This window comes from Collimonas fungivorans, assembly GCF_001584145.1.
GTDB classification, from domain to species: domain Bacteria; phylum Pseudomonadota; class Gammaproteobacteria; order Burkholderiales; family Burkholderiaceae_D; genus Collimonas; species Collimonas fungivorans.
The window spans coordinates 2,354,532-2,367,944 of the sequence record NZ_CP013232.1; the positions used below are offsets into that span (position 1 = coordinate 2,354,532).

Consider the following 13,413-nt stretch of genomic DNA (forward strand, 5'->3'; position numbering starts at 1 on the left):
TACCTTGACCGAAGATACATCCCCCCTTGCTGCCGAAGCTGCCGTTGTTCCCGCTGCAGCCGCCAGTACGCCCGCCGGCGAGCACGACGCCGACATTGATCGCCTGTTTGCCAGCACCGGCCCGCTTGGACAGGCGGTCGGCGGCTTTCGTCCGCGCCAGGCGCAGACCGAGATGGCGAAAGCCATCGCCGACGCCATCGCCCAGCAGCGCACGCTGATTGCCGAAGCCGGCACCGGCACCGGCAAGACTTTCGCTTACCTGGTGCCGGCCCTGTTATGGGGTGGCAAGGTGATCGTTTCGACCGGCACCAAGAACCTGCAGGACCAGTTGTTCCTGCGCGACATCCCTACCGTGCGCAAGGCGCTCAGCGCGCCGGTCTCGGTGGCGCTGCTGAAGGGGCGCGCCAATTACGTTTGCCATTTCCATCTGGAGCGTACGCTGCAGAACGGCCGCATGACTTCGCGCGAGGACGTCGGCTACCTGCGCGAAATTTCCCGTTTCATGAAAACCACCTCGTCCGGCGACAAGGCGGAGCTGTCCAAGGTGCCGGAAACCGCGCCGATCTGGAACCTGGTGACCTCGACCCGAGATACCTGCATGGGGGCCGAGTGCCAGTACTACCAGGATTGCTTCGTGATGAAGGCGCGCAAGGAAGCGCAGCAGGCCGACGTGGTGGTGGTCAACCACCATCTGTTCTTTGCCGACGTCGCCTTGAAGGACACCGGCGTCGCCGAGCTGCTGCCTTCGGCCAACACCATCATCTTCGATGAAGCGCACCAGTTGCCGGAGGTTGCCACTTTATTTTTTGGCAATACGGTCTCCACCTCGCAGATCCTGGAGCTGTGCCGTGATGTACTGGCAGAAGGCCTGTCGCATGCGCGCGACGGCGCCGACTGGGCGCAGGTAGTGCTGCCGGTGGAAAAGGCGGCACGCGACCTGCGCCTGGCTTTTCCGCAGGACGTGGTGCGGCTGGCGGTCAACCAGATCGCGGCGTCGAGCATATTTTTCCCGGCGCTGGAAACCATGCGCGCGCAGCTGCACGGCATGATCGCGGTCCTGGAAAAGCAGGCGGAGCGGGCCGAAACCATCGAGCAGTGCCGGACCCGCGCGGTCGAACTGGGTTACAAGCTGGACGGCTGGAACAGCGCCCCGGCGGCGGCCGGCAAGGCCCCGAAAAAAGCCAAGGCCGCCGCGGTAGCCGACGCGGAGGACGACGAAGGCAGCGTGCTGTGGGTGGAAGCTTTCTCCTCTTCCTTGCAGCTGCACCAGACACCGCTGTCGATCGCGCCGATTTTCAACAAGCAGCGTGAAGGCGTGGCGCGTTCCTGGATCTTCACCTCGGCCACGCTGGCAGTGAAGAACGACTTCCAGCACTACGCCTCGCAAATGGGCCTGTGGGACGAGCCGGCGCAATCCTGGCCCAGCCCCTTCGACTATGGCGAACAAGGCCTGCTATACGTGCCGCAGAACCTGCCGCAACCGAATTCTCCAGACTATACCGACGCCGTCATCGACGCCGCGCTGCCGGTGATCGAAGCCTCGGGCGGCCGCGCATTCCTGCTGTGCACCACAATCCGCGCAGTGAACCGCGCGGCCGAGCGGCTGCGCGCCGAATTCGAAGCGCGCCACCTGGATTTTCCCCTGATGGTGCAGGGCGAAGCCGGGCGCACCGAACTGCTGGACCGTTTCCGCGCCGCCGGCAACGCCGTGCTGGTCGGCAGCCAGAGCTTCTGGGAAGGCGTCGACGTGCGCGGCGAGGCGCTGTCGCTGGTGATCATCGACAAGCTGCCGTTTTCGCCGCCCGACGATCCGGTGCTGGCGGCGCGAATAGACGCGCTGGAATCCAAGGGCATGAACGGTTTCATGCATCACCAGCTGCCGGCGGCTATCATCAATCTGAAGCAGGGCGCCGGCCGCCTGATCCGCGACGAAACCGACCGCGGCGTGCTGATGATCTGCGATCCGCGCCTGATTTCCAAGGGTTACGGCCGCCGTATCTGGCAGAGCCTGCCGCCGTTCAAGCGGACCAGGGAACTGAGCGCGGTGCAGGCATTCTGGAGCGGTGCGGCGGTCGACAGCTAATCGTCTGCACCTGGTCCGCACTTGTGGGAGGATGTGGTCTTCGGCGCGGCGATTTTGGCCTGGCGCGATCAGTTGCGATCGGCTAAGCTGCCCCTGACTGCTTGTCATCAGCATGTAACAATCCGGCTCTATTGTCGCAGTTCGTATTCTCAACCGGCCTGGCCGGTTTTTCTCGAACGCTCGTTTGGATAAAGGTAAGCAATGTTTGCAGCAGTGGATTTGGGGTCTAACAGTTTCCGTTTGCATATAGGCAAATACAATGGCGACGCGATCCGCGTCATCAAGAGTGCGCGCGACCCGATCCGACTGGCTGCCGGCCTTGACGCCAAAGGTTACCTGACCGAACAGGCGATGCAGGTCGCGCTCGACTCGCTGTCGCGCTTCCGCAGCATCCTCGCCGACTACCAGCTGGAAGCAGTGCGGGTGGTGGCTACCAATACCTTGCGCGTGGCCAAGAACGCGGCGGAATTCCTGCCCATCGCCGAACAAGTCATCGGCTATCCGATCGAGATCATTTCGGGCGAAGAAGAAGGCCGCCTGATCTACATGGGCGTCGCCAGCATGCTGCGCCTGCCGAACGAAAAGCGGCTGGTGCTGGACATCGGCGGCGGCTCCACCGAACTGATCCTGGGACGCGGCCAGCAGATCGAACGGGTGGAGTCGTTCGGCATCGGCACCGTCAACCAGAGCCTGGCTTTTTTTGCCGACGGCCAGATCACCGCCGAAGCCTATGACGCCGCGGTACTGTCCGCCCGCAGCCATTTCGAAGACGCGGCGCCGCCGTACCGGCCGCAAAACTGGAGCCATGCTTACGGTTCTTCCGGCACCATCCGCGCCATCGCCGAGACCATCGAGAAAAACAGCCTGGGCGACCATCGCCTCTCATACACTAGCCTGGAAGCCTTGCGCACGCGTTTCGTCGAGTTTGGCCACGTCAGCCGCATCGACCTGCTGGGCATGAAGCCGGAGCGCGCCGCGGTCATGGTCGGCGGCCTGGCGGTATTGATCGGCCTGATGCAGGAACTTGGCATCGAAGTGATCCAGCCGATCGAAGCCGGCCTGCGCATGGGCGTGATGTGGGACCTGCAGCTACGCGGCACGCGCCTGGACCGGCGCGACCAGTCGGTGCACGATTTTTCCCAGCGCTTCCACGTCGACCAGCTGCGCGCCAGCCGGGTGGCCGAAACCGCGACGTCGCTGTTCGAAATGCTCAAACCCAGCAGCGACGGCCTCAGCCAGTATCTGCACTGGAGCGCCTTGCTGCATGAAGTGGGGCTGGTAGTGTCGCAGAGCGGTTATCACAAGCATGCGGCTTACCTGATCGAGAACGCCGACCTGTCGGGCTTTACCACCCGCGAACAGCGCGCCATGAGCATGCTGATCCTGGGCCAGAAGGGTAACCTGCGCAAGATCAGCGATGCGCTGCTGGATCCGGATTTTTCCAAGGCTGTGCTGGCCTTGCGCCTGGCGGTCATGTTCCTGCACTCGCGCATAGAAATCGACCTCGACGAGTTGCGCCTGAAGATGAAGAGCAAGATCGAACTCGACATCAAGCGCGACTGGATTGAAGACCATCCCACCGCGACTTACTGGATGACCAAGGAGCAGGACTGGTGGCGCGAGATCGGCGTCGATTTCGCCATCCGCAGGACCTGATCGTCCGCCCTGGCCTTAGTAGGTCAGCCCGTTGCCCTTGTTGAACAGCGCCATGTCGACATAGCTGGACAAGTGGTTGCTGTCGGCGACGTCGCCCACCGTATAACCGCCGATGTCAAAACCGCCGCCGGGAATGGCGTATTCTGCCTGGCCCGCGGTGCGTTTGCCGGCCGGCAGCAGGCGCAGCCACGATTTTGCCGCAGTAAACCCTTCCAGGGTCAGTGCCGATACCGGCTCATCGCGGTATTTCCGCATCATGTTCAAATGTTCGAGTTGTATCGAAGAGCTGCCGACGTTGGGGTTCGGGACGACCTGCGAAAATACCGTCCATTCCACGGCTTTGCCGCCTGCCAGCTGGCGCAGCGTGGTCAGGTTGGTGAGGGAGGAGCCGGCGACAAAGGTTTGCGGCGCGAGTTTGCGGAATTCCTTCAGGAACACGCCGGCATTCACGGTGTCGGCAATCATGATCACGAAACCCGGCTTGGCGCTAGCCAGCTGCGCCGTCTCGCTGCGCAACTTGGCCAGGTCGCTGCCGAGGTGGACCGTGCCGCTTAGCCTGATGCCGCTTTCCTTCATCTGGTCGGCCAGGCGGCGGTAGGCATCGGCGGTGGCGGCCGATTCCTGGTACACCACGCCGACATCCTTGATGCCCAGTTTGTCGAAATGGGAGAAGATATGGCGGATTTCCTGCTGGTAGCTGGGCCGCCAGAACAGGATTTTGGCGTCTTTCCGGTAATCGGCGCCAGCCAGCGGCGCGTATAGCGTCAGGCCGCTGCGCTTGAATTCGGCTGAATCCAGCACGGCTCGCGTGACGTCGTCGCCGACGCCGCCGAACAGGTAGGAAACACGGGCCTGGGTGATCAGCTCGGCAACCGCCTTGACCGCCAGGTCGGCCTGGCCGCGATCGTCGCGCACCAGATACTGGATGCGGCGGCCGTTGATGCCGCCCTTGGCATTGAGCACATCGAAATAGGTCTTGATGCCAGCCACATAGTCGCGCCCCAGGTCGGCGTTCGGACCCGACAGATCGATGGCCTGGCCGACCACGACAGCATCGGCCGCCGCATGCGCCAGCAGCGGCAGGCACATGGCGAGAGCGGCCAGACACTTGCACAAAAAGCGTTTCAAGTTTAAGTTCATCGGAAAGTCGAAATATGGCGTGGGAGGAGTCGCGATTCTGGTTGCAAATTGTGACGGCTTGATGAATTTGTTGTCTTTGTTGAAGCGATACTTGCTGATTATGGAATAATTGTATATATTATTTATACGATTTAATTTTGGAGAGTTTAATGGTTACCAGTAAAATTGTGAAACCTGTCGTCAAGAAGCCGATTGCAGTGAAAAAAACCGTTGCCAAGGCCAAGCCGGCAGCGCGTCCTGCTGTTAAGCCGGCGGCCAAGCTGGCAGCGAAACCAGCTGCCAAGCCAGCAGCAAAAGCAGCCGCAAAGCCTTTGCCCAAGCCGCTGCCGAAGCCTTTGCTGGTCGCCAAGCCGGCGGCCGCCAAACCGGCGCCAAGCATCAAGTCGCTGCCCGACTTGAAGGCCAAGGTAAAGAAAGCCAAGCTGGTGCGCGACAGTTTCACCATGCCGGCCGACGAATACCAGGTCCTGGGCGACGTCAAGAAGACCTTCTTGAAAGCCGGCCTGGAAGTGAAGAAGAGCGAGCTGCTGCGAGTCGGCGTTGCCTTGATCCGCGAACTGGACCTGGCCAACCTGAAACTGGCCGTGGCCAGCCTGCCGCCGGTGAAAGCGGGCCGTCCGAAGAAAGAGAAATAAGACAGACAGCTTGTACTGCGCAGTGCGCTGAACAGGGTCCGGATCTGTGGGTTGGCGAAAGCCGCCGCACAGATCCGGGCCCTGTTTTTTTGTGCAGGCAGGGGCTCCGGATTATCGGGAAACCGCAGGATTCAGGTTCCTGGAATTATATTTTTGACACTGTTGCTATGTCACAAAACCGAAATAAACTTGTCATTTTCTTGAAGTAATCGGTAGTTAGGCTTGTCATCGTCACAATCAGAAAGGACGATGAATGCAACTGCTAACGAATCCTGGCGAAGCAAGTACTAGTGTTTCCAAGTTGACGGTTAGTCTTGCCAGTACGCCGGAAGAGGTACGTGAAGTGCAGCGTTTGCGCTACAAGGTGTTTATCGAGACGATGGGTCTTTCCGCGCTGGCCAATGCGGACGGCCTGGACAGCGATGAATTCGATTCCTATTGCGATCACCTGATCGTCCGCGACACCAATACCTTGCGCGTGGTCGGCACTTATCGGGTCATGAGCCCGCACGCGGCAAGAAGCATGGGCCGTTATTATTCGGAACAGGAATTCGACCTCGGGCGCCTCGATAACCTGCGCAGCAGCATCGCCGAAGCAGGGCGCGCCTGCATCGATCCCGAATACCGCAGCGGCAGCGTCATCATGCTGCTGTGGGCCGGCCTGGCAGCCTTCATGCGGCGCGAACGCTGCGACTACCTGATGGGCTGCGCCAGCGTCAGCCTGGCCGATGGCGGCCATAACGCCGCGGCCTTGTACCACGGCTTGGACCAGAATAACTTTGCGCCGGCCGAATACCGCGTCACGCCGCATGTGCCGTTTCCGGTGCATGAGCGCGAAACCGGCCATGTGGCGCAGATGCCGCCGCTGCTGAAAGGCTACCTGCGCAGCGGCGCCTGGGTCTGTGGCGATCCGGCCTGGGATCCCGATTTCCACTCCGCCGATTTTTTCCTGCTGCTGCCTCTATCCAAGCTGGACCAGCGCTATGCGCGTCACTATCTTAAAGAAACGAGGACGACATGAAACCAGGCGAACAGTTTCTGGAAGCTGCGTTGTTTGGCGCCAATGCCGGTAACGGCGTCGGCGCCGGGACGAAGCGCGATCCGATCCGCTTCCGCACCATCTGGATTTCCGATGTGCACCTGGGAACCACCGGCTGCCAGGCTGCTCGCCTGCTTGAGTTCTTGCGCGCGACCGAATCGGATACCTTGTACCTGGTCGGCGACATCATCGACGGCTGGCAGCTCAAGCGCCGCTGGTACTGGGACCAGGTCCACAACAATGTAGTGCAAACGGTGCTGAAAAAGGCGCGCAAGGGAACCGAGGTGATTTTTGTGCCCGGCAACCATGACGAGGCTGTGCGCCAATTCATCGATCTGGACTTTGGCGGTATCCGGATCCGCGATGAATTGGTGCATACCACCGCGCAGGGAAAACGCATGCTGGTGCTGCACGGCGACCGTTTCGACGGCGTCATCGCCTGCGCAAAATGGCTGGCGTATGTAGGCGACAGCCTGTACACCGTGATCCTGAAATTCAACCAGTGGTTCAACGGCTGGCGCGCGCGCGCCGGCTTGCCTTACTGGTCGCTCTCGCAGTACCTGAAGCTGAAAGTGAAAAACGCCGTCAACTACATCTCTTCGTTTGAAGATGCGCTGGCGGCGGAAGCGCAGAAAAAGGGCCTGGACGGCGTCATTTGCGGCCATATCCACAAGCCGGAAATCCGCGACATCAACGGCATCAAGTATTGCAACGACGGCGACTGGGTAGAAAGCCTGTCGGCGCTGGTGGAAGAGGCCAGCGGCGAATTGCGCCTGGTGACCTGGCAGGAAATCATGCAGCAAAAGAATGCCGTGTCCGGCAAGAAGGTTGGCGAGTTATGCGCATTGCCATCGTAACTGACGCCGGGCAAACGCTGATCAACGGAGTAGTCAATACCTTGCGCGCCACCAGCGCTTGCCTGCGCCATAACGGCCACGAAGTATTGCTGCTCAGTCCCGACGATTTCCCGACTTTCGCCTGTCCCACTTATCCCGAAATCCGCCTGGCCCACAAGCCTTACGCCAGGATCGCGGCCAGCCTGAAGGCGTTTGCGCCAGACTGCATCCATATCTCGACCGAAGGTCCGATGGGCCTGGCCGCCAGGCGTTTCTGCCTGCGCCAGGGCATAGGTTTCACCAGCGCCTACCACACGCGTTTTCCGGAATACCTGAGCGCACGTTCGATCTTGCCCAAGGCGCTGACTTACCGCTGGCTACGCTGGTTCCACGGCCCCTCGAAAGCGGTGATGGTGCCGACGCCGCACGTGCTCAAGGAGCTGGAGCAGCGCGGCTTCCGCCACCTGGTGTTATGGGGCCGGGGGGTCGATACCGAGCGTTTCAAGCCGGTGGACGAGGATCGTGCTTGCATCGCTCGTCCCTTGTATCTGTATGTCGGCAGGGTGGCGGTGGAAAAGAATATCGAATCCTTCCTGCAGGTCGACCTGCCGGGCAGCAAGTGGGTGATAGGCGACGGCCCGTTGCGGGAAGAGCTGCAGCAGCGTTATCCGGATGTGCAATTCCTGGGCGCCAAACCGCACCATGAGCTCACTTCCTATTACAATTGCGCCGATGTGATGGTGTTCCCCAGCCATACCGATACGTTCGGGCTGGTCATGGTCGAAGCCATGGCTTGCGGGGTGCCGGTCGCCGCTTATCCGGTCGCCGGCCCGCTCGATGTAGTGGCGCAGGGACGCTCAGGGATACTCGACGAGGACCTGTCTTTGGCCTGCCTGCGAGCCCTGGCGCTGGACCGGCGCGAGGTGCGGGCGCATGCGCTGGAATATTCCTGGGAACTGGCTACCCAGCAGTTCCAGCAGCATCTGTTCCCGATCCAGGGCGTGAAAAAACGCCCCGCGAACCTGCTGGCCGGCCGGTCGCGGCCGGCTTCGGGCCTGTAACAGGCCATGACAGGCTATCCGAATCAGAAAGAGTGTTAGTCACCGCACATACATGCCCCGGCTTCGGGGGCATGATTGTTCCACTCATGCTGTTTGCATGAAGACTGCCAGCCGGCAGGCGGCTCGCTGATCAGATTTGCCATGCACTTGCATGCCTCTGCTGGCGGAAGTGTCCCATCCCTTTGATCCAGTCGCCGCTCCCGCATCCATACAGGAGATCACAGTGACTGAGCCACGCAAAGGGCAAGCGCCAGCGGTACTGAAAAGAGATGAATTCCACCTCGAATTCCGACGCTCTTTTATCGACCCCACGTTTGCCGCGGTCGAAGCCGATATCGCCAGGGTGGAGCAGGTCGCCTGGGAAAACTACATCAACGGCAACAAGTCTCCCGTCACGGCAAAAGCCGGGCCGGAGTTCCAGGACCCCGATTACGATCTGTCGACCGAATGGAAAGCTACCCGCGACAGCTTGCTTGCGGCGGAAACGGTCCAGAAAAATCCCGCCACCAAGTCCAGGGTCTTGCTGATCTGCGGCTCCGCCCGCAATGACGGCAGCTGTCCCGGCGAAATGTCCAAGACTTACCGCATGGTCAAGTTTGCTGCGGCAACGCTGGCGGCCAGCGATGTGGAAGTCGATTTGCTGGACCTGAGCCTGCTTACCTCAGGCTACGACCAGCACATCTATCCCTGCAAGGGCTGTGTCTCCACCGCGATGCCGTTATGCCACTGGCCGTGCAGTTGCTACCCCAACCACGGCCAGCGCCAGACCAACGACTGGATGGCGGAAATTTACGAGAAATGGGTGGCCGCCCACGCTGTCATCATCATGACGCCGGTCTACTGGTACCAGACGCCCGGAGTGTTGAAACTGATGATAGATCGGCTGGTGTGCGCCGATGGCGGCAATCCCGATCCGACCAGCACCCATGGCAAGGATGCGGAAAAAGCCAAGCAGCTGGAGTTGCAAGGATGGCCCTATCCCAAGCACCTGGCCGGCCGCGCCTACGGCCTGGTGGTGCATGGCGATGTCGCCGGCGTCGAAGGGGTGCGCAGGGGGCTGTCGGACTGGCTCGACTGGATGGGGCTGGTCGATGCCGGCGCCTTGTCGCGGCTGGACCGCTTCGTCGGTTATTACGAATCGTATGCGGAGAGCCATCTCGCGCTGGACCAGGACCTGGCGCTGCAGCAGGAAGTGCGCAATGTCGCCAGCGCCGTGGTCAATGCCGTGGCCGAGATCCGCGCCGGGAATTTTGCGCCGCCGGATGCCGAGCTGCATCGGCCGCGGCCTAAATAGGCCGTGCGCCGAAATCCCGCCCAACCCTATCGCCAGGAGGAAAACCCATGCTTGAATTTTCAGGGAAAGTGGCCATCGTGACCGGCGCCGGTTCCGGCCTGGGCGAGGCCATCGCCACCATTCTTTACCAGGGCGGCGCCAGCGTCGTCCTCGCCGATATCGACCAGCAGCGCTGCATCGATGTAGCCGGCCGGCTGGACCCCGAAGGCGCGCATACCTTGCCGCTGCAGACCGATGTTTCCGATCATCGCGCGGTGGAAGCGATGGTGGCGGCGACCATGGCGCGCTTCGACGGCCTGCATCTGGCGGTCAACAACGCCGGCATTACCGGACCGCGCGAGACGCCCACGGCCGAATATGACATCGAGACCTGGCAACGGGTGATTGCGACCGATCTCGGCGGCGTGTTTTTTTGCATGAAATACCAGATCCCGGCGCTGCTGGCGAGCGGCGGCGGCGCCATTGTCAACATGTCGTCGGCGGCCGGGATTGTCGCGGTGGCCGGCGAGGCGCCGTATGTGGCGGCCAAACACGGCATCATCGGATTAAGCAAAAGCGTGGCGCTGGAATATGCCGGCCGCAATATCAGGGTTAACGCGGTCGGCCCTGGCTTCATCGACACGCCCGAGATCAGGAAGCTGCCGCAGGAGGAACATGATGCGCTGGCGGCGCTGCATCCGATGGGCCGCCTGGGGCAGGCCGAGGAAGTCGGGCAGCTGGTCGCTTATCTGCTGTCCGAACAGGCTTCCTTCATTACCGGCAGCTTCCATTCGATAGACGGCGGTTACACCGCGCGCTGAAAGCGTTGCCTGAAAATAAAATGCCCCGTATGAAACGGGGCATTATCAGTCAGTGCGGCTTGTCTGTTACCAGAATTTCCACCAAGGCGCTTTGACGACCTTGTTGCTGTCGGTGCCGGTGCCGCCGACATACTTGCTGTTCGGGTAGGTCTTTTTCAGCACGCGCTCAGCGTCGTCGCGCAATTGCGTGAGGCCCAGGGCTTCATACGACTGCACCATGATATGCAGCGCCTCTTCCACCGCAGGCGCATCGCGATATTGCTGGATGGCGCTTTGCGCACGGTCGGCTGCGGCTACATATGCGCCGCGGCGGTAGTAGTAGCTGGCGACGTGGACGTCATACTGCGCCAGCGCATTCACCAGGTATTTCATGCGCGCCAGCGAATCCGGGGCGTAGGTGCTGTCCGGGAAGCGGACTACCACTTGCTTGAAGGCGTCGAATGCATCGCGCGCCGCTTTCGGGTCGCGCTCGGTAGCGTCTTCGCTCGACAGGAAATCGAAAATGCTGATCTTGTCGTTGAAGTTGACCAGGCCGCGCAGGTAGTACATGTAGTCTACGTTAGGGTGGTTCGGATGCAGCTTGATGAAGCGGTCGATCGCCGCCAGCGCCTCGGGCTGCTCGCCTTGCCGGTAATGGGCATAGGCGATATCCATCTGCGCCTGTTGCGCGTAAGTGCCGAACGGATAACGCGATTCCAGCTTTTCAAAGTACTTAATTGCCTTATCGTAGCCGCCGCTGTTCATTTCATCCTTGGCCTCCGAGTATAATCGGGGGGCGGACCAGTTTGCGGTTTCATCGACTTTGTCTGGCAATAAGCCACACGCAGATAAGGATAGAGCGAATGCGACAGCAGCTAGTTTTAAGAGTCTTTTTTGCATAGTGGTTTGCAAGATTGCGCGTGTTTGCGTGTGGTTTGCGTGTATTAACAACGATTGATTATAGCTGATGGGACTTCAAGTGATGTCATTTAACAAGCCAAATTTGGCTGAAAGTCTGCCTGACGCTGATTTAGAGGCCGATATCGACTACGTCGATGACGGCGTCGACGATGGCGACGCGGCTACTGCCAGCGCGCCGATAGTACTGCAATTGACTCCAGATGTCTGCGGTACGCGTCTGGATAAAGTAGTTTCGACCCTGGTGCCGCAATATTCGCGCAGCCGGATCCAGCAGTGGATAGAAGCCGGCCATGTCACCGTCGACGGCAAGCCGGGCACTACCAAAATGACCACCTACGGCGATGAAACCGTGGTGGTGCTGCCGCAGGCAGCGCCCGACGAAAAGGCGTTCACGCCGGAAGACATGGCGCTGGACGTGGTCTACGAAGATGCGGCAATCATTGTCATCAACAAGCCGGCCGGGCTGGTGGTGCATCCCGCCGCCGGCAACTGGTCCGGGACCCTGCTCAACGGCCTGCTGTTCCGCTGGCCGGCATTGGCAGGGGTGCCGCGCGCCGGCATCGTGCATCGCCTGGACAAGGATACCAGCGGCCTGATGGTGGTCGCCAAGACGCTGGAAGCGCAGACCGACCTGGTGCGCCAGCTGCAGGCCCGTACCGTCAAGCGCCAGTACCTGGCGCTGGTGTGGGGCACGCCGCAGCTGAACGGCACCGTCGACAGCCCGATGGCGCGCCATCCGCGCGACCGCATCAAGATGGCGGTATCTGAAAGCCTGATCGCCAAGCCGGCCATCACCCACTACCAGCGGCTGGCGACCGGCTTGCTGGACCGGCGTCCGGTCAGTCTCATGGGTTGCCGCCTGGAAACTGGGCGCACCCACCAGATCCGTGTCCACATGCAGTCGCTCGGCTTTTCGCTGGTGGGCGACGCCTTGTACGGCAAGCAACATCTGATGCCTGCTTTCTCGCGCCAGGCCCTGCAGGCATCGCGCCTGGGCCTGATCCATCCGAGCAGCGGCAAGGCTTGCGAATGGTATGCGCCGCTGCCGGAGGATTTTGCCGCGCTGCTGCTGCGCGCCGGCATGAGTCTGCCGGAATAGGTGTGGCCGACGAGGTGCGGCCGGCTAGGTCCGGCCGGCGTAATCGGGCGGTTTTGTGAGTTAAATGAAAAGAAGGGAAGATTCGGCGCATGCAATTGATTATTCCAGACTGGCCTGGATTGCCGCCCAATATCGGCGCTTTTGCCACCCTGCGCAGCGGCGGCGCCAGCCAGGGGCCGTATGACGATGGCAACGGCGGCGGCGGCCTGAATCTCGGCAGCCACGTCGGCGACCAGTTGGCAGCAGTCGAATCCAACCGTGCGCGGCTGGATATCCTGTTGCCGGCGTCGCCGCTGTGGCTGTCGCAAGTCCATGGCCATCGTGTGGTTGACGCCGGCGCCTCGGTCGTCGGTGTCGAAGCGGATGCCGCCATCGCCACCCGGGCTGGAGTAGTGTGCGCGATCCAGACCGCCGATTGCCTGCCGATCTTGTTTGCCGATGTGAACGGCGCCGTGGTTGGCGCCGCGCATGCCGGCTGGCGCGGCCTGCAGGGCGGAGTGCTGCAAAATACCGTGGCCCGCATGCACGCTGCCGGCGCCGGGCCGATTTCAGCCTGGCTGGGCGCCGCCATCGGCCCCGAAAAATTCGAGGTCGGCGCTGATGTGCTGGCAGCATTCGCCGAGACTGCGGAAGCAGGCCAGCCGAGGCTGGAAACGGCGGCCTGCTTTACGCCGATCGCACAACGGCCCGGTAAGTATCTGGCGGACATTTATCAGCTGGCGCGGCTTGCGCTGCGCCAGGCGGATGTGCAGAATATCCATGGCGGCGGATTATGTACGGTCAGCGACAGGAATTTTTATTCCTATCGCCGCGATCACGTGACTGGCCGCATGGCTTCGCTGATCTGGTTGAAGTAAGCTGGCTGCAATG

At 61.3% G+C, this 13,413-nt stretch carries 12 protein-coding genes; 10 read left to right on the forward strand and 2 right to left on the reverse strand.

Annotated elements, in window-relative coordinates:
* Positions 1–4: 4 nt before the first annotated feature.
* Positions 5–2,083, forward strand: coding sequence for a DNA repair helicase YoaA (locus tag CFter6_RS10100; RefSeq protein ID WP_061539814.1), 2,079 nt, complete (start codon positions 5–7; stop codon positions 2,081–2,083).
* 201 nt (positions 2,084–2,284) lie between these two features.
* Positions 2,285–3,739, forward strand: a complete 1,455-nt coding sequence (locus CFter6_RS10105; protein WP_061539815.1) for a Ppx/GppA phosphatase family protein — start codon at positions 2,285–2,287, stop codon at positions 3,737–3,739.
* Between the two features lie 15 nt (positions 3,740–3,754).
* Here CFter6_RS10105 and CFter6_RS10110 read toward each other — a convergent pair whose 3' ends face one another.
* The gene (locus CFter6_RS10110; protein WP_236904599.1) at positions 3,755–4,867 is read right to left on the reverse strand and encodes an ABC transporter substrate-binding protein; all 1,113 of its coding nucleotides are present in this window, start codon (positions 4,865–4,867) and stop codon (positions 3,755–3,757) included.
* A 161-nt stretch (positions 4,868–5,028) separates the two neighbouring features.
* Here CFter6_RS10110 and CFter6_RS25980 point away from each other — a divergent pair, with 161 nt between their 5' ends.
* The 6 genes from CFter6_RS25980 (at position 5,029) to CFter6_RS10140 (ending at position 10,544) form a co-directional block, all read left to right on the forward strand.
* The gene (locus CFter6_RS25980) at positions 5,029–5,514 is read left to right on the forward strand and encodes a hypothetical protein (RefSeq protein ID WP_061539817.1); all 486 of its coding nucleotides are present in this window, start codon (positions 5,029–5,031) and stop codon (positions 5,512–5,514) included.
* Positions 5,515–5,767: 253 nt separating this feature from the next.
* A complete protein-coding gene (locus CFter6_RS10120; protein WP_014005752.1) occupies positions 5,768–6,535 on the forward strand; it encodes a GNAT family N-acetyltransferase in 768 nt (255 codons plus the stop codon).
* Complete coding sequence (locus CFter6_RS10125) at positions 6,532–7,410, forward strand: UDP-2,3-diacylglucosamine diphosphatase (RefSeq protein WP_014005753.1); 879 nt, start codon at positions 6,532–6,534, stop codon at positions 7,408–7,410. The genes CFter6_RS10120 and CFter6_RS10125 overlap by 4 nt, the downstream gene beginning before the upstream one ends.
* On the forward strand, positions 7,392–8,450 hold the full coding sequence (locus tag CFter6_RS10130; RefSeq protein ID WP_061539818.1) for a glycosyltransferase family 4 protein: 1,059 nt from the start codon (positions 7,392–7,394) through the stop codon (positions 8,448–8,450). The genes CFter6_RS10125 and CFter6_RS10130 overlap by 19 nt, the downstream gene beginning before the upstream one ends.
* A gap of 223 nt (positions 8,451–8,673) precedes the next feature.
* The gene (locus CFter6_RS10135) at positions 8,674–9,744 is read left to right on the forward strand and encodes a flavodoxin family protein (protein ID WP_061542298.1); all 1,071 of its coding nucleotides are present in this window, start codon (positions 8,674–8,676) and stop codon (positions 9,742–9,744) included.
* Between the two features lie 47 nt (positions 9,745–9,791).
* Positions 9,792–10,544, forward strand: coding sequence for an SDR family NAD(P)-dependent oxidoreductase (locus tag CFter6_RS10140; RefSeq protein WP_014005756.1), 753 nt, complete (start codon positions 9,792–9,794; stop codon positions 10,542–10,544).
* 66 nt (positions 10,545–10,610) lie between these two features.
* On the opposite strand, the gene CFter6_RS10145 is transcribed toward CFter6_RS10140, so the two are convergent.
* Positions 10,611–11,423 (reverse strand): outer membrane protein assembly factor BamD, encoded by an 813-nt coding sequence (locus CFter6_RS10145; RefSeq protein WP_061539819.1) that lies wholly within the window; start codon positions 11,421–11,423, stop codon positions 10,611–10,613.
* Positions 11,424–11,490: 67 nt separating this feature from the next.
* On the opposite strand from CFter6_RS10145, the gene CFter6_RS10150 reads away from it, so the two are divergent.
* Both CFter6_RS10150 and pgeF read left to right on the forward strand, forming a co-directional pair.
* On the forward strand, positions 11,491–12,543 hold the full coding sequence (locus CFter6_RS10150; protein ID WP_061539820.1) for an RluA family pseudouridine synthase: 1,053 nt from the start codon (positions 11,491–11,493) through the stop codon (positions 12,541–12,543).
* A gap of 89 nt (positions 12,544–12,632) precedes the next feature.
* Complete coding sequence (gene pgeF / locus CFter6_RS10155) at positions 12,633–13,400, forward strand: peptidoglycan editing factor PgeF (RefSeq protein WP_061539821.1); 768 nt, start codon at positions 12,633–12,635, stop codon at positions 13,398–13,400.
* Positions 13,401–13,413 lie beyond the last annotated feature (13 nt).